Origin of the sequence: Cupriavidus lacunae, assembly GCF_003353055.1 — a bacterium.
GTDB classification, from domain to species: domain Bacteria; phylum Pseudomonadota; class Gammaproteobacteria; order Burkholderiales; family Burkholderiaceae; genus Cupriavidus; species Cupriavidus lacunae.
The window spans coordinates 65,432-86,354 of sequence record NZ_QKWJ01000008.1 but is presented as its reverse complement, the minus strand read 5'-3'; the positions used below and the strand labels follow the sequence as shown (position 1 = coordinate 86,354).

Annotated in this window: 17 protein-coding genes and 2 pseudogenes; 9 read left to right on the top strand and 10 right to left on the bottom strand. The window is 61.3% G+C overall.

Going from position 1 to position 20,923, the window contains the following annotated elements:
- The first annotated feature begins 7 nt into the window (after positions 1 to 7).
- A complete protein-coding gene (locus DN412_RS09600) occupies positions 8 to 1,141 on the top strand; it encodes an enoyl-CoA hydratase/isomerase family protein (RefSeq protein ID WP_115014315.1) in 1,134 nt (377 codons plus the stop codon).
- A gap of 14 nt (positions 1,142 to 1,155) precedes the next feature.
- Positions 1,156 to 1,827 (top strand): Crp/Fnr family transcriptional regulator, encoded by a 672-nt coding sequence (locus DN412_RS09595; RefSeq protein ID WP_115014313.1) that lies wholly within the window; start codon positions 1,156 to 1,158, stop codon positions 1,825 to 1,827.
- A gap of 13 nt (positions 1,828 to 1,840) precedes the next feature.
- On the opposite strand, the gene alaC is transcribed toward DN412_RS09595, so the two are convergent.
- Positions 1,841 to 3,067 (bottom strand): alanine transaminase, encoded by a 1,227-nt coding sequence (gene alaC, locus DN412_RS09590; RefSeq protein ID WP_078199983.1) that lies wholly within the window; start codon positions 3,065 to 3,067, stop codon positions 1,841 to 1,843.
- Between the two features lie 669 nt (positions 3,068 to 3,736).
- Between alaC and DN412_RS09585 the strand changes: the two genes are divergently transcribed.
- The 4 genes from DN412_RS09585 (at position 3,737) to DN412_RS43005 (ending at position 7,625) form a co-directional block, all read left to right on the top strand.
- A complete protein-coding gene (locus tag DN412_RS09585) occupies positions 3,737 to 3,871 on the top strand; it encodes a transposase (protein WP_115014311.1) in 135 nt (44 codons plus the stop codon).
- Positions 3,872 to 4,020: 149 nt separating this feature from the next.
- On the top strand, positions 4,021 to 4,389 hold the full coding sequence (locus tag DN412_RS44010; protein WP_208647585.1) for a group II intron maturase-specific domain-containing protein: 369 nt from the start codon (positions 4,021 to 4,023) through the stop codon (positions 4,387 to 4,389).
- Between the two features lie 2,000 nt (positions 4,390 to 6,389).
- Complete coding sequence (locus tag DN412_RS09575) at positions 6,390 to 7,277, top strand: phage integrase N-terminal domain-containing protein (RefSeq protein WP_115014308.1); 888 nt, start codon at positions 6,390 to 6,392, stop codon at positions 7,275 to 7,277.
- A gap of 99 nt (positions 7,278 to 7,376) precedes the next feature.
- Positions 7,377 to 7,625, top strand: a complete 249-nt coding sequence (locus DN412_RS43005) for a hypothetical protein (protein WP_133303041.1) — start codon at positions 7,377 to 7,379, stop codon at positions 7,623 to 7,625.
- A 43-nt stretch (positions 7,626 to 7,668) separates the two neighbouring features.
- On the opposite strand, the gene DN412_RS09570 is transcribed toward DN412_RS43005, so the two are convergent.
- The 8 genes and pseudogenes from DN412_RS09570 to DN412_RS09535 form a co-directional block, all read right to left on the bottom strand.
- Complete coding sequence (locus tag DN412_RS09570) at positions 7,669 to 8,058, bottom strand: hypothetical protein (RefSeq protein ID WP_115014493.1); 390 nt, start codon at positions 8,056 to 8,058, stop codon at positions 7,669 to 7,671.
- Between the two features lie 119 nt (positions 8,059 to 8,177).
- Positions 8,178 to 9,005 (bottom strand): siderophore-interacting protein, encoded by an 828-nt coding sequence (locus tag DN412_RS09565; RefSeq protein WP_115014490.1) that lies wholly within the window; start codon positions 9,003 to 9,005, stop codon positions 8,178 to 8,180.
- A 78-nt stretch (positions 9,006 to 9,083) separates the two neighbouring features.
- A complete protein-coding gene (locus DN412_RS09560) occupies positions 9,084 to 9,791 on the bottom strand; it encodes a PadR family transcriptional regulator (RefSeq protein WP_115014307.1) in 708 nt (235 codons plus the stop codon).
- 97 nt (positions 9,792 to 9,888) lie between these two features.
- Positions 9,889 to 10,119: pseudogene (locus DN412_RS45635) on the bottom strand (response regulator transcription factor); the annotation flags it as partial.
- A gap of 30 nt (positions 10,120 to 10,149) precedes the next feature.
- Positions 10,150 to 10,353, bottom strand: a pseudogene (locus DN412_RS46230) (response regulator transcription factor); the annotation flags it as partial.
- 1,243 nt (positions 10,354 to 11,596) lie between these two features.
- Positions 11,597 to 12,718 (bottom strand): hypothetical protein, encoded by a 1,122-nt coding sequence (locus tag DN412_RS09545; RefSeq protein WP_115014305.1) that lies wholly within the window; start codon positions 12,716 to 12,718, stop codon positions 11,597 to 11,599.
- Between the two features lie 178 nt (positions 12,719 to 12,896).
- Positions 12,897 to 14,597, bottom strand: a complete 1,701-nt coding sequence (locus DN412_RS09540; protein ID WP_115014303.1) for a hypothetical protein — start codon at positions 14,595 to 14,597, stop codon at positions 12,897 to 12,899.
- A gap of 245 nt (positions 14,598 to 14,842) precedes the next feature.
- Positions 14,843 to 15,655, bottom strand: a complete 813-nt coding sequence (locus DN412_RS09535; protein ID WP_115014301.1) for a transcriptional regulator — start codon at positions 15,653 to 15,655, stop codon at positions 14,843 to 14,845.
- Positions 15,656 to 16,128: 473 nt separating this feature from the next.
- Between DN412_RS09535 and DN412_RS09530 the strand changes: the two genes are divergently transcribed.
- The gene (locus tag DN412_RS09530) at positions 16,129 to 17,076 is read left to right on the top strand and encodes a helix-turn-helix domain-containing protein (protein WP_244222603.1); all 948 of its coding nucleotides are present in this window, start codon (positions 16,129 to 16,131) and stop codon (positions 17,074 to 17,076) included.
- A 30-nt stretch (positions 17,077 to 17,106) separates the two neighbouring features.
- On the opposite strand, the gene DN412_RS09525 is transcribed toward DN412_RS09530, so the two are convergent.
- Complete coding sequence (locus DN412_RS09525) at positions 17,107 to 17,925, bottom strand: transcriptional regulator (RefSeq protein ID WP_115014297.1); 819 nt, start codon at positions 17,923 to 17,925, stop codon at positions 17,107 to 17,109.
- Positions 17,926 to 18,471: 546 nt separating this feature from the next.
- On the opposite strand from DN412_RS09525, the gene DN412_RS09520 reads away from it, so the two are divergent.
- On the top strand, positions 18,472 to 19,851 hold the full coding sequence (locus DN412_RS09520) for an undecaprenyl-phosphate glucose phosphotransferase (protein ID WP_115014295.1): 1,380 nt from the start codon (positions 18,472 to 18,474) through the stop codon (positions 19,849 to 19,851).
- Between the two features lie 123 nt (positions 19,852 to 19,974).
- Positions 19,975 to 20,670, top strand: coding sequence for a WecB/TagA/CpsF family glycosyltransferase (locus tag DN412_RS09515; protein ID WP_279635167.1), 696 nt, complete (start codon positions 19,975 to 19,977; stop codon positions 20,668 to 20,670).
- Positions 20,671 to 20,923: the final 253 nt, after the last annotated feature.

Here is a 20,923-nt window from a genome sequence, read left to right as displayed (position 1 = left end):
ACCCGCCATGCGCCTGACTGAAGAGACCAAGGCCGCCAACCTGGATGCCGCCGAGCCGGAGGTGCTGTTCCAGGTCGTCAACGGCGTCGGCATTGCCACGCTGAACCGGCCGCGCCAGCTCAACGCCCTGTCGTATCCGATGATCGTCGCGCTCGGCGCGCAGATGGAAGCGTGGGCGCAGGACGACGCCGTCCGCGCCGTGGTGCTGCGCGGCGCCGGCCCCAAGGCCTTCTGCGCCGGCGGCGATATCCGCGCGCTGACTGACAGCTACCGCGACGGCACGCCGCTGCACCGGCGCTTCTTCATCGACGAATACACGCTGGACTATCGCCTGCACCGCTTTCCCAAGCCGCTGGTGGCGCTGATGGACGGCATCGTCATGGGTGGCGGCATGGGGCTGGCGCAAGCCGCGCACCTGCGCATCGTCACTGAACGCTCGCGCGTGGCCATGCCGGAAACCGGCATCGGCCTGGTGCCCGACGTGGGCGCCAGCCATTTCCTGTCGAAGCTGCCGGTGCAGCTGGCCCTGTACCTGGGGCTGACCGGCGTCACCATCGGCGCGGCCGACGCGCTGCTGTGCGGGCTGGCCGATGCCGCGGTCGACAGCGCCACGCTGGCCGGCCTGGAGCAGACGCTCGCCGGCATCGCCTGGGGCCCGGACACGCTGGCAGACCTGCACCATGCGCTGGTGCGCGAGCCCGTGACCAGCGCCGCCGACGCGCCGCTGCTGCAGGTGCTGCCGGCGCTGCTGCAGCATTTCCCGGCGCACGCAACGCTGCCCGAGATCCTGGCCGGACTGGCCTGCCAGGACGACCCGGCCTACACCGCGTGGGCCACCCGCACCATCGACGTGCTGCGCACCCGTTCGCCGCTGTCCGCCTGCGCCACGCGCGAACTGCTGCTGCGCGGCCGCCGCATGGACCTGGCCAACTGCTTCCGCATGGAACTGGCGATAGTGGTCAATACGTTCGCGCAAGGGGATTTCATCGAAGGCGTGCGCGCGCTGATCGTCGACAAGGACAACACGCCGCACTGGCGCATCGCCAGCTATGACGACGTGGATGACGCCACCGTGCAGGCGCTGTTCCAGCCGTGGTGGGCGCCCGGCGAACAGCCGTTGCCCCTCGCCTTGCCTGCCTGAACGGATGTGGCACCGTGAGCCTCGACGCGCTGCTGGCGCGTAGCCCCTGGGCAATAGCACTGACCCCGGAGCAACGCCAGCGCGTGCGCGCCGAACTGCGTGAACGTGCAGTGCCGCAAGGCGCCTATGTCAGCCGCAAGGGCGACCTGGCGGACAGCTGGCTCGGCATCGCACAGGGCCTGGTCAAGGTGCATTGCGCATCGCCCTCGGGCAAGCGCGCGACCCTGACCGGCGTGCCGGCCGGTGGCTGGCTTGGCGAAGGCTCGCTGCTCAAGCGCGAAGCGCTGCGCTATGACGTGGTGGCCTTGCGCGATTCACGCATCGCCTGCATGCCCGCGGCGATCTTCCGCTGGCTGCAGGAGACCAGCCTGCCCTTCAACCGCTATCTGCTCGACCAGCTCAATGAACGACTGGGCTTGTTTATCGCTACGGTCGAGCATGAGCGGCTGCACGGCATCGAAGGACGCGTGGCACGGGCGCTGGCTACGCTGTTCCATCCCGTGCTGTGTCCGCTGGACAGCGAGAATGTGAGCCTGCACCTGACGCAGGAAGAAGTCGGCCTGCTGGCCGGCATCTCGCGCCAGCGGGCCAATGCTGCTCTCAGGGTGCTGGAGGATGCAGGCTTGCTGGCGGTCGAGCACGGCGCGGTGCACGTGCTCGACCTGGAGGCGCTGCGCCGCTACTGAGCGCAGCGCGCGTTCATGCCTGCGCGGCCGACGGCGGCTTGACCAGCCCGTCCGCGCGGAACATCGCCTTGATGCCCCGCACCGCCTGCCGGATGCGCGATTCGTTTTCGATCAGGGCAAAGCGCACGTACTCGTCGCCATAGTCGCCAAAGCCGATGCCCGGCGACACCGATACCTTGGCCTTGGCCAGCAACTGCTTGGAGAACTCCAGCGAGCCCAGCGCGCGGTATGGATCAGGAATCCGTGCCCAGATATACATCGACGCCTTCGGGATCTCGACCGGCCAGCCCGCTTCGATCAGCCCGCGCGCCAGCACGTCGCGGCGCGACTGGTACTGCGCGGCGATCTCGCTGACGCATTGCTGGTCGCCCTCCAGCGCGGCGATGGCCGCGATCTGCAGCGGCGTGAAGGTGCCGTAGTCGTGATAGCTCTTGATGCGCGTGAGCGCCGCCACCAGGTCCGGGTTGCCCACCATGAAGCCCACGCGCCAGCCCGCCATGTTGTAGCTCTTGGACAGCGTGAAGAACTCCACCGCGATGTCCTTGGCGCCCGGCACCTGCATGATCGACGGCGCCTTCCAGCCGTCGAAGACGATGTCGGCATAGGCCAGGTCGTGCACCACGAAGATATCGTGCTTGCGTGCCAGCGCGATGACCCGCTCGAAGAAGTCCAGCTCCACGCATTGCGCGGTGGGGTTGGACGGAAAACCCAGCACGATCATCTTGGGCTTGGGATAGCTGCCGCGGATAGCGCGCTCCAGCTCGGCAAAGAAGTCGATGCCCGGCACCAGCGGCACAGAGCGGATATCCGCGCCGGCAATCACCGCACCATAGATATGGATGGGGTAGCTGGGATCGGGCACCAGCACCGTGTCGCCGCGGTCCAGCGTGGCCAGCATCAGGTGCGCCAGGCCTTCCTTGGAACCGATGGTGACGATGGCCTCCGTATCCGGATCGATCTCCACGTCATAGCGCTCGCGGTACCAGTGCGAGATCGCGCGGCGCAGGCGCGGAATGCCCTTGGAGGCCGAGTAGCCGTGCGTATCGGGCCGCTGCGCCGCTTCCGTGAGCTTGGCCACGATATGCGCCGGCGTGGCGCCATCGGGGTTGCCCATGCTCATGTCGATGATGTCCTCGCCACGGCGGCGGGCGGCCATCTTAAGCTCGGCGGTGATATTGAAAACGTACGGAGGAAGGCGATCGATGCGCGCAAAGCGGCGCTTGCCAGAAGCGGCAGTCATGAGAGGGTCCTTTACGTAAGCGCCCGGAACCGTCCGAGCGACGTCGGCAGCCGTTGTCTCGGCTGCCGGGGACTTATGTTAGCGTGGAAACTGATGCTGCACAACGGGCTGGGTAGGCCTATCGTTCGACGCGGACGCCGTGTTCGCCAATTGCGCTACTGCGCTACGATAATTGATTACAACCCGCGAGCCGCTGGATGAGTCAAGCACACAATTAGCGACGATCACGTGGAAGGGGACGACGCACGGTACAGCCGCCGCCAAAGTACGGCGTGCGTCATAAAAGCTTATTGGCATATGGCCTTCACCATTGAAGTTCGAGTTCAATGCAGCTGAGCCGATATGATTGACACCGGCGCATGCAGCGGTGCTCTACGTGCGAGAGAATTGCCAAAAGGCTATGAGGCAACTCACTCTTCGGCATCTTTTTCGCGACATTGACACCTGAAACTCCGTCTACGGCGCTCCTCCCGCTCCCTCTCCTCCGCACGTAGACCATTCCGGGCAACCCAGATAAAAAATGCCGCGACCGGAACTCCCACCATCAAAACGGCTAAACCGATCGTCATAACGCCCCCCTCTACTGCAGTGTGTGATGTGTGTGGTGGTCTAATTTCCTCGGACAGGTCGATAGGAGGACAATCCGGAATCGACGAGGAAGGAAGATAGATGACAAGAAGGCGCCGACAATTTGACGCCAGCTTCAAGCTGGAAGTGGTACGGATGGTGCGAGACCAAGGATTATCGGTCAGCGAGGTTTGCCGGTCGATGGAAAGAGCTTGGCTCAGGCCAAGCTGGCGTTAGACAAGATCGGCGAGCGGTTCCGCGAATGCGGGCTCGAGTTGCACCCGGGCAAGACGAGGATCGTCTACTGTCGGGACGTCAATCGGCGGTAAGCACATCCTGATGTCCAGTTCACCTTCCTGGGATACACCTTCCGGCCGCGCAAAGCGGTGGACAAGTATCAGCGGGTCTACGTGAACTTCGCCCCGGCGGTCAGCCGTGACGCCCTCAAGGCGATGCGGCAGACTATTCGGGGATGGCATTTGCAACTGATGTACGACCGCGAATTGGGCGACCTGGCGGCGATGTTCAATCCGATTCTAAGGGGGTGGCAGCAGTACTACGGCCGCTTCCATGGCTCGGCGATGTCGGTGATCTGGAAACACATGAATGACTACCTGGTGCGCTGGATGATGCGCAAGTACAAATCTCTCGCTCGCCATAAAACGCGGGCGAGACACGCCCTCGGGCGGCTTGCGCGTCAATTCCCGACTGCCTTTGCGCATTGGGGAATGGGATGTCTTCCTGCGGTTGGATGATGGGAGCCGGATGAGTCGAGAGGCTCACGTCCGGTTCTGCGAGAGGCTGGGGGTGAAACTCCCCCGGCCTACTCACCCCTATATCCGCACGGCCCAAGGCTGGCTGTATCTGGCGGTCGTGCTGGACTTGTACTCGCGCAAGGTCGTGGGCTGGTGGTGATGTCGGCACTGACCATGGCTCTGCAGCGATTCGCAACTGATGAGGCGCTCATCCACCCCCTCCCTGCTCAGCCTTCGGCGGGCCTACTCGCGATCCTTGCTTGAAAACAGCCGCACCCGGGGTCTTCCCCCTGTGACAGGAAAAAAGTAGTAATGCACGTGCTGAATATTTATTATTCATGCGTTCCATAACCAGCGCTTGCGCGCCTGATGCTCTTATAGCCAGCCAATTGCGCCGAACCCGCTGAAGTCCAAGCTTCATGCCGGCGGCGCCCCATCAGTTTCCACCAACCAATTTACCCAAAGACCTGTGGAGTGAGCAACTCTGCGGATAGCAACGCATCCGACATGGGACAAAGGTTTGGCGGGGCTGCGACTTGCAAAAGTCGATGTCGCATATTATGCTAATACCACTTCTCGCCCTCTGGGCATCGACCTTGGCGCTGCGCGCCACAAGCCGTACGCGGCATGACTTCCTCCGGCCAGGCACTTATTACTGTGTTCGCCGTCTAAGCCATAACGCGTTCATTTTTAGGGCCTTTGGCTGGGCTCTCTAAGTGCGTCCACGCGTCAACTGGCCAGATTTCGATAAGCCTCCTTCCGCTTCTTACCGAACGTGGCGGCGCAACCTTTTATTTTCGTTGCGTACGCCGCCCCAGGTTTTTTGTCTAGACAGACCTTAACTGACATAGTGGGCGCACTCAGGACAGGAGGCAGGCTACTTAGCATCTGCCGACTCTCAATCGAAGAATGTCCTGCTGTCCTTCGAGTTAAGAAATCCACGCCTGTGTAAAAGTCGAACGCCGCATATTACGCGGATAACACTTTCCGCCCCCTCTGGGCAGCGGCATTGCGCGCCCCAAGCTGAATGGATTAAATGGTTGTAAGGGGTGAACTCTTTGGTTCCCATCTTGGGGTTCGACCTGCGTCGCGTGCGCAAACGAGCGGGGAACCGCGTCCATCCCGAGCGATCCCACTGTCGTTCCGGTTATGGGTCGATCGCTGAAGCGCCCCATCGACTTTAAGCCTTTCACAGGCACCCCAATTTTCCCGGACCATGGCTGAAGGCCTACCAAGCCTTCATGCCCATACATTTCCCTTCCAGAGTATCTCAAGTACTGAATCTCCCTTTGGAGCTTTCGCACACCTGAAAGGCTCGCCACTGAGATTCCTCCTCATGAAACACGCTAGGCATCTCCCGATCCCGCCGGGCCTACAAGGCTGAACATTTCGTCAACATAGGGGTGCCCGGCATACCCATTTCTTTCATTTCATTCTTAAGCGGTTATTCATCTCGTTTGCAGTATTGCACCAACTTCACATTACTTGAAGTGATTTCGTAAACTAACTCCACAACAACGAAATGCCATTTGCTTTTCGCAACTCTTTCCATCCCCTCCCGTTTCCCTGAGCGATAGCCAACGGTTTACATTGGCTAAACGGCATATCTACTTTTCCATCACATTAATCCAGCCCTTCTTATCAACTAGAGACGCCTTTACCCCCTTTCTTCCTGCGTATTTTCCTCAGGCCATCCTGAGCATAGCCGAAGCATCTTCGGCGAGTTCGCCCGCACTCTAAAAGCGGACATCCAGCACTGCAATCAGTTGTCCATTGGAAAGCAATGGTGGCGGAGGTAGGTTTCCGCCTCACGTAGGCCCGGCATGTCGTCGCCAACACGTCTGTACGTACCCCAAGCGGGACGCACTGGCCTTGATGGTGATGCCGAGGCTGGCGGCTGTACCCGTACCGCGCCCCGAGGGGCACGGTGCCAGGACTGGTTTCAGCCAGTCGCATTAATCACTGACCAGAATTGACACAGACCAAAATGAGGGAGCGGAATGAAGATCGATATCTTTATTGACCTGATGCGGTTGGTAAAGCGCAATCGTGATGGCTCGTATGCGACGCAAGCTGCTCGGAAGTACGTGCTTGCACAAGTGGCTCATGACCTCAAAGACATGGGTTATCGAACGCTTCCTGCGACCGGCTTAAAGCCAAAGCACGTTGATGCCCTGGTGGCACGATGGAAAGCTAGCGGCATTACGGCAAGCACCATGAAGAACCGTATGTCACATGTACGGTGGTGGGCGGAAAAAGTCGGCAAGCAGAACTGCGTGCCACGTAGCAATGGCGAACTGGGAATTGCGAAGCGCCGCTATGTCACAAATGTTTCAAAAGCACTGACTATTCATGATGAATATCTTGAAAAAATTTCAGATGAACGCCTGAGGTGCTCTATCGAATTGCAGTTCGCCTTCGGACTGCGGCGTGAGGAATGCTTGAAGTTTCAGGCGAAATATGCGCTATCAGGCCTGCCAGTGAATGAGGTGCATGAGATCAAACTTAAGCCGTCTTGGTGCAAGGGCGGGCGCCCACGTACTGTGCCAATCACGAATGAACATCAGCGAACAGTCCTCGCACGTGCCATTGCACTCTGTGGAAACGGCTCCATGATCCCCAAACATCTCAGGTATATCGATCAGCTTCGCCGCTATGTCCGGGCTGTAAAGAAAGCTGGTCTATCCAAGTTGCATGGGCTTCGACATCAATATGCCCAGCGACGATACCAGCAACTCACGGGCTGGCTCGCCCCGGCGGCTGGAGGCCCGATCGCAGCCCAGCTCACCCCGCAACAGCGAATCATAGATCGTGTAGCCCGACTGCAGGTGTCTTCGGAATTGGGCCACAACCGTGAGGAGATCACAGCGGTGTATCTGGGCCGCTAAGCATACTGCCGCAATGCAAGGAAATCGTGACGTCACGTCTCATTTAAATAACGGCGTTCATTTCTACTAAGCCAATTTCTTTACTGAAGGAGAAAAGCCTTGACCGACCTCTTTGAACATCAACTCATTGCCATGCTGGAGCGCGGTTTAGTGGTATTCGTGGAGATATTGCCGGCATCGGAAGGATGGTATGTGCGCATTAATGGATACCATTGGTTGCGATCGCGTCGTCAATGCCCACATCTCTTTACTAGAGGCCCGGAGAAACTTATGTACTACCTGCGCGATTTAGGTTGCATGCGTGTGACGGTGGATCTCACCGTGTGGCCAGAGACCAAAAGTCTTTAGTAATCAAACTGATCGTGCGAGGTCTATTGAAGCCCAACGCCGCCTACAGCCTGCCGCCCGGTAATTGTGTTGACCGGTTGGCCGGCAGGTTGCGCACTATGCAGTCCAGCGCGGGCGCATCGGAGCGCCCGCCCAGCGCCGCGCTTGTCGAATTGCGGTATTCCTTGACCGAGATGCGCTGGTAATACAGCCGCGAGGTCTGGTCCAGCCAGTAGACATAGTTGCTGTCATCGCTGTCGCCACTGGTGCGCAGCCATTCGCTGATATTGCTCGAGCCCATGACCATGTTCGGACACGCGGTCTTCAGCGAATCGAGATAGGCGTTGAAGTCCTTCGCCTGGAAATTGCGCACCGAGTCAGGCGCACAGGCGGCAAGGACAACCGCACTGGCGGCCAGCGCAAGGCGCAGGCTGGATGGGAGGCGGCAAGACATGGCGGCGTGCGGCACGGCGAGTCCTCCTGAGGGCGCGATGGCCCTAATCTTAGGCCATCGCGACCATCGCGTACATGGCGGCCCCGGTATCCTGTACCGCCAACTCGCGGCGCTCCGCCTCAGTCGTCCAGCGTCTCATGCACCGCCACATCGCCGCACTTCCAGTACGCCGACGCGCGGATGCGGCGCTTGTCGATGCCGCGCTCGCCGACCAGATATTGGCGCACAGCCTTCATCGCGGCGGCTTCACCGGCGGCCCATACATAGCCTTCGCCGCACGGCAGCGTGAGCTTGCGCATCGCTGCTTCCAGCAGGCTGCCTTCCGGCGCATCGCCACGATGCAGCCAGTGGATATCGCATCGCGCTGACGTCGGCAGCGGGATCTGCGCGGCGGCATCGCCCACTTCCACCACGACGATGGCATGCGTATCCGCGCCAAGCTCTTCCAGGCGCCGGCCGATTGCCGGCAGTGCGGTGTCATCGCCGATCAGCAGGTGCCAGTCGAACGCCGCAGGCACCACGAACGAGCCGCGCGGACCGCCCACGCCCAGGTACTGGCCCGGCTGCGCCTGCGCCGCCCACGTCGACGCGGGGCCATCGCCGTGCAGCACGAACTCGATATCCAGCTCCCGCTTCGCCGCATCGTGGCGGCGCGGTGTGTAATCGCGCGCGGCCGGACGCGGCTGGCCTTCGGGGAAGGTGATGCCGTCCGGACTGACCTGCGGCAGCACCGGCTTGTCGGCACCATCCACCGGGAAGAAGACCTTGACATGGTCATCGAACGACGCCGAGACAAAGTCTTCCAGGTCAGCGCCGCCCAGCGTGACGCGCAGCAGTTGCGGCGACACCTGCGTGGTACGCACCACCTGCAGCAGGCGCATCTTGAGCGCATGGCGCACGCGCTGCACAGTCAGGTCGCGTGTGGATGCCTGGTTGTTTTCACTCATGTTGGAATTCCCTGGGTTCAAACCCGGTACCTGCCGGGTCAGGTTGCCGATGGCCGCGGCCAGCGTCAGTGCCACGTATCAGGCCTTGCGGACCGCTTCGATCTCGGCCGCGGCGAGCAGCAGGATCTCGGCAATGCGGCGCTGCTCGTCGGCCCCCGCGTCGCTGCGCAGCGCAAGCGCACGCTTGATCGCGGCGCGGGCCTGCATCAGCTCGGGCAGCCAGCCGCCCTGCTCCGGCTCGGGCTGCGGCTCACCGCTCATGGCGCGCCGCATCCACTCCACCTTGCGCGCCACGTGGCGCAGTTTGGCGATCATCACCTCGACCCGCTCGCGGTTGGCCGCCAGGTGAGCCTTGCCGGTCTCGGACAACTGGTAGCGCTTCTTGTTGCCTTCCGTATCGACAGTGGCGTAGCCGACTTCTTCCAGATAAGTCAGGGCTGGATAGACCACGCCGGGACTCGGCTTGTAGAAGCCATTGGTGCGGGTCTCGATCGCCTTGATCAGTTCGTAGCCGTGGCTCGGCTTCTCCTCGAGCATGGCAAGCAGCAGCAACTGCAGATCATCCGCGCTGAACTTGCGGCCACGGCGCCAGCCTTCACCGTCGAAGCTGCCGGGACCATCGGGGCCGCCCGAGCCGAAGCCATCGTCATGGCCGCCGCCCCAGAAGCCGCCGCCGTGGCGGCCCATGGCGTGGCGGACGAAATGGCTTTCGAAGTGCGGTGCAAGGCCTATCAGCAGGTGACGGCCGTGGCCTGAGAAAGCAAAAAGATGGGAATGATGGCGCATGACAACCTCGGATATATCGCAAAACATATCTTACGATATATATCGTACGAGTCGATGTCAAGCGATCCGCGGCACAAGCGGGCGCGTGGACACGAGGCTACTCGGCAGTCCGCACACGGAATTGCTTCATTCGCGATATCACCTGCGAGCGAGTGCGCAAATCAAGCCGCAGAAGGATGGCCGACACATGTTCCTTGACGGTGTTTATGGATAAGCCCAGGTTTCGAGCGATGACCTTGTTGGGCAATCCCTCCAGCAACTGGACGAGCACTGCGCCCTGGCGTTGGGTCAGACCGAGTTCTTCCGGCGTGATTGAGACGCTCTGCGCAGGCTTGAACGATCGATCATGCTCATTGAGACGATTCATCCACGGTATCACCTGCGAGCGAGTGCGCAAATCAAGCCGCAGAAGGACGGCCGACACATGCTCCTTGACGGTGTTTATGGATAAGCCCAGGTTTCGAGCGATGAGCTTGTTGGGCAATCCCTCCAGCAACTGGACAAGCACCGCACCCTGGCGTTGGGTCAGACCGAGTTCTTCCGGCGTGATTGGGATGCCCTGCGCTGGCTTGAACGATTGATCACGCCTGTTGCGCGCTTTGTCGCCCCCCGGCACCTCGTGCGCTGCGGCAGTGGCGGCGCTGGCGTCCAGAAGCCTGTCAACGAGATCGCGAGCGTTGAGCGCGGAGACGCCTCCGCAGGTCTCTATGTTCGCCGCCGAAAGCTCGCTGACCTCTTGCCTCGCCGAAACGACGCTCGACTCATGCTCAACAACATCTTGCGGCAACAGATCGTACTGGAAAAAGGCGGTGCCAATAAGGATGTCGGCCCTTTCAGCAGCACTCCCCGCCGTCAAGCTCTTCTCGATGCAGCGTTTATCGGTGTGCCATTCGCCTTCCTGCCCGAGCCGAAGACTTGTGGCCCCTTTGGCTGCGCCCCAGGACTTGCCAGTATCGCGGTAAAGCGTTCGCTGGCGCTCGGCCTGCTTGCTGCCGTGCCAAACGTGCCTGCTAGTGTATTGACGAGTGAGAAGTGGCTGACCTGTCTCGACCGATGGGTTGCGGATACCTTCGGCGCGCATCCTGTCCAGCATAGCCTGCAATGTTTCAAGCTGAGGCGTTGTTAAGCTCGCCAATGCCGTAAGAATTTCCCCGAACTGCTCTGAAAACATTATTCTTCTACCACTTTTTCCGGGCCAACCGCGCAGCTCGCAGCTCTGCGATGAAACCATGCAAGCGCGGACTTGCTGAGGCTTCGCCGTGAATCTGCCTGAGTGCGTACCGCAGATTCCTCTAACTGCCGAACCGATATTTAAGTGATTACTTTACATTGCACAGCAAGGTGTTGGAAAAAGGCCGCAAACGGAAATAGTCGATTGCGGAATGGTCAGGGGCGCTACTGTGGCGAGAACGACGCTTAGCCACGCAACATGAACATGCCGGGGATTTCACTTTTACTTCTTCAGGCGCGCCATGGAACACTTACATTCAAATTTACGTGCTTCTTACATCACTCGACAGGAAGCTCTGTCATCGCGTACCCGCTGTTGAAGCCCAGGCGGAACCCGCTTTGAATGTATCTGAAATACAACAAAAACGGTCGTGAGAGATGGGCATCCTTCCATGAATGAGTAAGCCACGAAGCAATGCCGTGCGGTGATCGATGCGATCGCTCGCGAACACGCAGGCTTTATCTGGGCGATCGGTCAGCAGGCAAGACCCGCTGCGGGCCTTGGCTGATCAACTCCGCTCGAATCTGAAGGGCGTAACTCGACCGCCCCCCAGAGGCTCTCCGGAATCCCGAACTCAGAATCCCGAGAAGCGAATGCCGATCGAGCCGTAGCCGTAGTAGCGGTCCATCTTGCCAGCGGTCGCGGCGTTGTAGAGGAACGGGATGGTGCCGACGAAATTGTGCAGGGACGCCTGGCCGCGCAGGAACACTTCCATGTTCTTCACTACCGCATACGAGAGTTCCATCCCCAGCGTATGGTTCGAGCGTATCGGCGAGTAGCCATAGGTTTGCGCACGGCTATCGACATTGCTGCGCAGCAGGTACTGGAACTGGTAGCCCAGCCGCGCCGCGAAGTTCTCGTACTTCCAGCGCCATGAGCCGCCCAGGTTCAGGTAGCCGGCCGTGTAGTTGAAGTCGTCGTTGATATTGAGCCCGAACTGGCTGGCGTCGACCGCGAACGAGGCCGACTGCAGGTTGACGTTGCCTGCACGACACGGTGCGGCCAGCGCGCCGTTGGCAATGTTGTCCGAGCCGATGGAGACATTGAAATTGCAGTTGCCCCGTTGCAGGCGCGTATTGATGCCGCCAATGGTCACACTGCTGAACCCGAGCCCGAAGAAGCCCGTGAGCTGGTTGCGCTCAGTCAGCTCGCCCGAGAAGATCACGTCGGCCTGGCCCTGGATATCGTTGGCGTTCTTTACCGTGATGCTGTTGAACGTAGTGTTGCGCACCGTCAGCGGCGACGAGCGGTTCAGGCTGCCACCGTGGTCTCCCCACAGCGAGAAGCGCATCATGATCCGATCGCGGGCGCCCGGCTCCGCCAGCGGGTCGTAATGCAGGGCCAGCATCCAGCTGTCGATCTGGTTGGTGTCCGGGCCATAGTCGATATCGCGGCGCCAGTAGGTGGCCGAGCCCGACCAATGCGGCGAGAACTTGTAGCCCAGCATAAGCTTGCCGCCGCGATAGTCGCCGGCATTGTCCGGCACGCTGCCCTGGCTCTGGCGCAGGTTGAAGACGTCCACCGTGCGATTGACCATGTCGTAGCTGGCCTCGACTCGCACCGAGGTGAATTCGCCCGTGGCGGGCTCTGCCTGCATGAATACGTCGTCCGGGGCGGCGCTGGCCACGCCTGCGCACGATAATCCCAGCATCAGGGCGCCGGCATGGGCGAGCTGGCGCTTGCGATACAACTGCATAGAGACTCCGAGACCAAGGCCGGCCTCAGGCATGGCGCGCGGCGGACCCCGGGGCCCGCCGCGCGCGGACAAAAAGAAGCCGGTCACCCGCTGCAGCGCCCCTCAGGGCGGGCATCAGGTGACCGGGCATGGCATGGTCCTCCCCAACCAGGCAGAGGACGCGACTACGCGCCGGACATTAGTTGAGCGTGACCGTCGTCTTGATGCCGTCGCCGCTCACCGTTGCCACGGCGGTCTGCACCGACTGCCGCTTCGCGTTCTGCGCGCTGCCGTTGACCAGCGTACCCAGTTTCACCGCCTTGCCGCCCAGGCCTGTCACCGCGAACGTCACGGGGAAGGTGCTGACCGCCTTCGGCGTGAGCGAATCGATCTGCGTCTGGCTCAGCGCGCCGGCGTTCTTGAGCTTGGCGAGGAACACCGTGAACGGCAGGTTCAGCGAACCGCCATTGGCGCTGTCGTACAGGCCGTCCGCCGCGGCGTTGGTCAGGCTTGCAGCGGCCGACACGTTGCCGCTGATGCGGAACGAGTAGGTCGTATTGGCCGGCACCACCGCGTTGATCAGTTGCGTACCGCTGAAGGTCAGCGTGATGTTCTCGATGATGACGTCGACCTGGTTGCCACCGTAGCTGTAGCTCAGGCCGGCGCGTACTTGCGATGCACCACCCGCAAAGGCGTCACCGCTCTCCGTGACCGCTACCTTGATCGAGCTCAGCGTGCCGCCCGTGACCGACACCGTATCGGCGATCGGGTACGACAAGCCGTTGATCGTCAGGTTCGCCAACTGGATGTAGTTATTCGGCTTGACCGCATCCGCCACCTTGTTGACGGCGGTGCTGTCCACTGCGCTGCCCAGGTCGGAGGCCGCCTGCTGGATCGCGGTGGCGTTGCCGGTTGCCACGGCGCCGCCGAGCTTGCCCAGCTTGGTGGTGTTCGACGCATCGGTCAGCGCGGCCGGCGTCACCGCCGCTACCAGCGCCGTGGTCGTTGTCGACTTGGCGCTGTCGACCACCGCGTTCAGCGAACCGCTCGACTTCAACTGCGATAGCGTATCGGCCGGGCTGCTGCCCAGCGTCAGGGCGTTCAGTGCCGTGCTCACGCCCGACACCTGGTTCGCCACCGCCGGAGCGGCTAGCGCAGCCACGTTGGCCGCCACCGCGGCAATGTTCGACTGGAGGCTTGCCGGCAGGCCGGCCGAGGCGTTCTGCACAGCGGACGACACAACGTTCGTCACCAGCGTGGTGCTGGTGAGGTCTGCCGTGCCGGACGCATTTGCCACCGCCGTGGCAACTGCCTTGGCCGCCGCGGCGGCCGCATCCGCGGCGCTCAGCGTGCCGCCCGTGGCCAGGCCCGTCAGCGTCTTGGCGACCTGGTCCACCAACTGCTGCACGACCACCGCCGCCTTGAGCACGGCTGCATCCTGCATCGGGTCCAGCGTGGTCAGGTCCTTGCCCCCAAGGCCGAGCTTGGTCGCCAGCGCCGCGGCCTGATCCGCGCCGAGTTGCGCCACCAGCGTGGTCAGGGGCGAGATCACCGGCGTCACACCCGCCTTGTATTCCACCGCCGGTGCTTGCAGCACGCCGGTGAACGGCTGGTTGGTGCCAATATCGGTGCCGCCGGAGACCTTGAGCGCGCTCTTCGTGCAACCGGCCGGGAAGGTGAAGTCACCCGTCGCATTGGTCGTCACGGTCTTGTTTGCGCAATCGAGGAAGGTGACCGTCGCGCCCGACAGGTAGAAGTCAACGGCCTTGCCGCTCACGGTGGCAGCAGGCTGGGAAGGCGTCGAGGGAGAATCCGAGCCGCCCCCTCCGCAAGCAACCAGCGCTGCCGCGGCGGCAGCCATCATGCCAAGGGTAAAGAAATTCCGGGTATTGGTTTGCACGCTTCTCTCTCCTGAGATCGATACTTCGATACGTCGATTTATGGTTTATGGTCTGGCGATCCTGCGACCGTCTGCCGCCTCGCCCCATCCTGCGGCAGTAACTTGCATTTCGTGCCAGCCCACTTGATAAACAATCCTCACATCGGCGTCATCCCTACTTGGCGGGGGAAAGCCTGCGCTTGCAGACAGTCCGTGGGACCGGTCAGCGGCATCATCGATGCACGCCAGCCCGCCCTGGCTGGCTACTAGCCCGCTCGCCTTTGCGCCAGCTGCGTCAATGCCAACTCAGGAAAATCCCCTGGTACCAGCCAGCCTGCAAGGAACTGCCCCATCGCGTCGAGCAACACGTCCGACGTCAACCCTGATGCGCCGGCCAGCGCCGGACAGATGATCCACGTGGTGCCGTCGTGCTCCAGTACGCGCAGGGTCTTTTCCTGGTCAGCGGGCTGCAGGATGTAGTTGGCGACGCTCACGTCCTCAAGCGCAAAGGCCTGCACGAAGTCGTCGAAGTGCCGCCCGCCAAGGCAGATCACCACCTTAGGCCTCCAGTACTGGCGGATGCTATTGATGAAGACGAAGCGCTCACCGTCGCGGCAAAGCGCCAGGTAGCGCTGTTTTGGCACCAGTTCCGGCTGGCCGCGAAACGCCTTTGACCACGGCGTCTGTCCAATCAGATGCGCCGGCAGGGGAAACAGGCTGAGCTTGAACTCGGCGCCGTCCGGCGCGTACAGCTGATGGTCGAAGTAATGCTTCCAGTCCGGCTCACCTGCTGCCATGCCGAGGACATGCGCACGCGCCGCAGCCATGATCCGGGCAATCTTCTTGTGCGACTGCCAGCGCTCCATGTGGTTGCGGTGCTTGTCGCGGTAAGCGGCATCCCATGCGTTCGGCCCCATGTGCGGGACCAGCGGCGCGACCAGCGACTCTTCCCTCGGATGCGGCGCGCTATCACAAAACCACACTGCCGCCCCCGGATTTCCCCCATCCATACCCACGTAAGACGCGAAGAACCTGTCCAACTGCTCACGTGTAAAGACCGCTTTCTTTTCTCTTTCCATGCCTCTACCGCTTTGGTGGATTAAAAGTTACCCAAACGCCGAGGCTTGTATACATTCGGGCGAAACACTAAGTGACGTTCAAGGATTTTGCGTGTGAATCGCGCTTTCTTTTCCCCACTTAGGGAGTATTCGTTGTCATCACGTTTCCCTACATGAGAGGGGTAACATTCCATGCGATGGCACCACTACGCCGCGCGCCGCCCATGGCGGCAACGGCAAGTGCGCATGCATGAAAACCGTTCGTTTTGGATCGCAGCCCTGGATTAGCGTAAACTTCGTGTCTCAACACTCTGTACCGGCCTGAGCCCGCTCCCCTGCCGATCGTGCCAAACTCCACAGCCAGATCGCGCCGCGTCCGCCCCACTCGAAGCGAACCCGAACGCCTGCCGCATAGCCACTTTGAGGTAGGTACGGGTGGATTGCAGGCCCCCAAGGGCCAGATCCTTGCATGGCGAGAACGCGTCGGGCACATCATGGATCTGGAAGTCACGCGCGAAAGCATTCGCGCGCCCTTCCAGGGCGCCATTGACCGCTACCTTGTCGGGGACATGTCTTTCACCGACTGCCGCTGTGATGGCGTCACGCTGCAACGCAGTCTCGCCCGGATTTCGACGGATTCCGTACGGCACCACGTGATACAGGTTTTCGTCGAAGGCAATGTCGGCGTAGTTTCGGGGGCCCGAGGCAATCCACGGCCAGTTCAAGGCGGAATCCTGCTGACTGACCTCGGCCAGCCTATCCAGATGCGGCGCAAGGCGTCGCGTGCGCTGTCGTTCTTTGTGCCGCGCGCGATAATGGATGGAATCTTCATGGGAGCTGAGGCCGCTCACGGGCGAATCGTGGAGATAAACACGCCATTGAGCCGCCTGGCAGTCGCGCATGCCATGGCACTCAATATTGATCTCCCCACAATGTCACCAGAAGCTGCCGTGGACGCGATGCGCACCGGCGTGGAACTGCTTGCAGCGGCCTTCCGGCGGGAAGCCGGCCTGGACGGCAGTACTCGCGCCGCTGCCCGCAGCGCCCTCCTCGCACGCGCCCGCCGGCTGATCGACGCCAATCCCGGCCAGGCTGAACTGTCACCTGCCACGCTACTCGAAAAGCTGGGAATCTCGCGAGCTACCCTTTACCGCTTGTTCGAACCGGAAGGCGGGGTGCAAGCCTATATCCGCAGGAGCCGGCTGTGCGCCGCCGCGCTGGACCTGGTGCATTATCCCCAACTACCCGTGAACGATATTGCCTACGGGCTGGGTTTCAACAGCCCGTCCGACTTTACGCGCGCCTTCCGCCGCGCGCTCGGCATGTCACCCAGTGACCTGCGCGCCTACGCTACCGACGCCGACAACCGTGCCTTCTGGCAAGCCGCGAACGCAGCCCAAGGCGAAGATTTCAGGCAATGGCTACTGCGCAGCAGCCCGTGAGGGCGCGCCGGCCGCGCCGGCAGATTGCCGTCACACCGTGGCTTTGGGTGCTTCCCATCGATGCCGATCGGGCTCTTCCGGCCGCATCTGGAAGTCGGCGATCGTCAGCCACTGGCTGATAAAACGCCCCATCGCCGTCAGCAGTACGTCCGACGCCAGTCCGGCCGCTCCCGCCACCGCGGGGCAGATAACCAGATGTGTGCCCTGGTCCCGATAGACGCTGAGTGTCCGCGCCTGATCGGCCGGCTGCAGAACATGCTCGGTGCACCGCAGGCCGCGCATGCCGAAGGCGTGCAGATAATCTGCCTCGTGGCGCTCGCCCAGGCAGATCACCACCTTGGGGCGCTGGCGGCGGCGCAAAGCCTCGATGAAGCGGAACCGCCCGCCATCGCGGCACAATGCCAGGTAATTGGTCTTGGGATTGAGTTCGGGCTGCGTGCCATACAGCCGCTTCCAGGTCGGTCCGTTGTCCGCGCGAATTGGCAGCGGGAACAGGCTCAGCTTGAATTCCCATCCACGCGCACGGTACAGATATTCAGACAGATAACGGTGCCAGTCGCCTGTATCGTGCCGGCCGAACAACACCATTTCCCACGCTGCCGACATGATGCGCGCGAGGCGCTGGTGCGTCTGCCACCTTGCCATATCCCGTGCATGGACGGCACGGAAGTTCGCGTCCCAGGCGTGCGGCACTCGCTCTGGAACCAGTGGCGCCGCTAGCGGCGAGCCTGCCGTGGTGGGCGCGGGATCGCAAATCCAGACAGCCGCCGCCGGATTCCCCCCCTCCATGCCGACGAAAGAAGAAAAATAGGTATCGAGCTGATCGCGGGTAAAGACGTTTCCTTTCATTTCCTGCTACTTCTTGCTGGGGTGAGGGGCCTTAATATCGGCCTGAGACCGGCAATGCTTTAGTGCTGCATGCACGCGGCAGACTGTAGCCGTGCTTCCCCTTCGCACTTAACCGTGCGTCTCAGAACGGCAGCGCATGATGCAAAGCTGCCACACGATCATCCCGCACATTCCCTTCTTATGCAGGGTACCGACGAATCGCGCTGCGCCGCATTATCCGGCCCTGATTAAACGAAGCACACCGGCGCCACCAGCGTGCCGGCAGTAAGAGAGCGTTGCAGTTCCAGAGATCGTCCTAAGCGGACGCTGCTGGTGGGGGTCACCACCTGAGCGCAGTCATACCCTGGAACCGACTGCCGCGGAAGCAGTCCTGCACGACTTTGCTTTGTCCACGCCAGGAAGCATGCGCAGACAAGACGCGTGCTCCTGGCGAGCCGGGCCGCCAGAGAGGCGGCCAGCTATTTAGGCCGGGGAAAAGCATGGGCACTCGCATGAGTGCCCGTTACGCGAATGCTTCGGGGGAAGTCAGTGGGTGTCTATCGAGATATGTTTGCCAGGCATCACGATCAGCTAGCGCTGATGGTGCGCCTGCTCGACGCCGGCGCCATCTGGCTTGCCGCACTGCTGGCCAGCGAACTGCGCTTTTCCACCGCGCACGCGCCGATACACCAGTTCGTCCAGTACTTTGGTTGCGCGGTCGCTTTCATCATACTGCCCGCGTTTGACCTCTATGGATCCTGGCGCGGCCGCAGCTTTCTCTCTCTCGTCACGCGCCTGGTGTCCGCCTGGACACTGGTCTGGCTGATCAGCCTGCTGCTGAGCTACCTGCTGCACCAGACCGACACCCTGTCCCGCTTGTGGATGATCTACTGGTACGCCTTCTCACTGGCCGGCCTCCTGGCCCTGCGCGTGGCCAGCCGTGCCGTGCTCAACGCGGTGCGAGGCACCGGCGCCAACTTCAAGCGTGTGCTGATCGTTGGCTATGGCCGCACCGGCCAGGAGATGCACCGCCGCGCAAACACCAGCCACACCACGGGATTCAAGATCAGCGGCATCTATGCCCTCGAAGGCGAGCCCACACCACCGGGCTGCCACCGCGTCACCGACAGCGCCGAGATCGCCGACTTTGCACGGAAGCACGATATCGATGAAATCTGGCTCACCCTGCCGATGAGTGAGTTCCAACTGATGCAGGACATCAACTTCTCCCTGCGCAATGACTTCATCGACATCAAATGGATGCCGAGCCTGCTGGACTTCGACCTGCTTAACCACAAGGTCGGCAATTTCCTCGGCATGCCCGCCGTGGAAATGAACAGGCCGCCCTCGCTCGGTGTACGTGGCACCGTTAAGGCCATCTTTGACCGCACCTTTGCCGCGCTAGTCCTGGTCACCCTGTCGCCGCTGTTCCTGATCATCGGCATCATGATCAAGCGCAGCTCCCCGGGCCCTGTCCTCTTCAGGCAGGAACGCCTCGGCCTGGATGGCCGCGTCATCCACGTCTACAAATTCCGCAGCATGAAGGTCCACGCCGAGCACGGCACCGTCACACAGGCCACCAAAGGCGACACCCGCATCACGCCGATCGGCGCCTTCCTGCGCCGCACCAGCCTGGACGAACTGCCGCAGTTCATCAACGTGCTCAAGGGCGAGATGAGCGTGGTAGGCCCCCGGCCGCATGCCATGGCCCATAACAATATGTACAAGGAGCAGCTGGACTTCTATATGCTGCGCCACCGCGTTAAGCCCGGGATCACCGGCTGGGCGCAGATCAACGGCTACCGGGGAGAGACCGACACCCTGGACAAGATGGCCAAGCGGGTGGAGCACGACATCTTCTATATCCGGAACTGGTCGTTCTGGATGGACCTGCGAATCATCTTCTGGACTGCGTTCAAAGGCTGGACTGGGCAGAACGCGTATTGACTGTACTCACCAATTCAGCCCCAAAAAGCCATCCGTTTATTGACAGCTAGTTGCTGGCACATCGAAATGATTCTAGAAAGTAGAAAGGTCGAGTTGTTTGGCGTCCATGCGCACGCATTGAGCATGCAGGAGACGCTGGAGGTCATTGACCGCCGCCTCTCCGCTGGACAGTTCACCCAGCACGTTGTCGTCAATGTGGCCAAGGTTGTCAATATGCGCAGCGATCCCGCCCTTGCCGAATCCGTAAAGGCCTGTGACATCGTGAATATCGATGGCATGGGCGTTGTTTGGGGCGCTCGCCTGCTCGGTCACGCTGTACCGGAGCGGGTTGCAGGCGTGGATCTCTTCATTGAGCTCGCCGCATTGTCTGCTGAGAAGGGATACCCGATCTATCTGCTCGGAGCCAAACAGGCGGTGGTGGACAAGGTCGCAACGAACCTGCGCAAGCAGCACCCAACGATACGCATCGCCGGCTGGCACCACGGCTACTTCTGGGATGACGAACCGGCTCTGGTAGAGAAGGTCAAAGCGTCTGGCGCCCGCCTACTGTTCGTAGCAATCACGTCCCCAAAGAAAGAGAACTTCATCAATCGTTGGAAAGATGAGCTGGGTGTCGACTTCGTCATGGGTGTCGGTGGAACTTTCGACGTGGTTGCCGGCGAGGTCAGTCGTGCTCCGGTCTGGATGCAACGCTCAGGCCTCGAATGGCTATATAGAGTGATTCAGGAACCACGCCGCATGTGGAAGCGCTATCTCCTCACAAACTCTCTGTTTTTACTATTGATTCTACGGAACCTGGTAACTTCCCCTCGAACCTAGCCACAAAGTCGCCTTCATAGACAAATATAGATTTCCCCTCCTTTTTATAAAGGAATGGACGACTCTGCTATATGAGCGCAGTCGCGATAGAGGTCCCTAATTGCCCCCGCGAGGTGTCCAACAACGACACCGCAGTCGTAGATTGTCTCTCGTTACTGCCCCCTCCGGACCGCAGTGCCAGTTATGCCCCCCAAGCGGGCACAACTGCCACTTTCTCATCGACGAGCGTTCGCAGCACATTCGATAACGCATC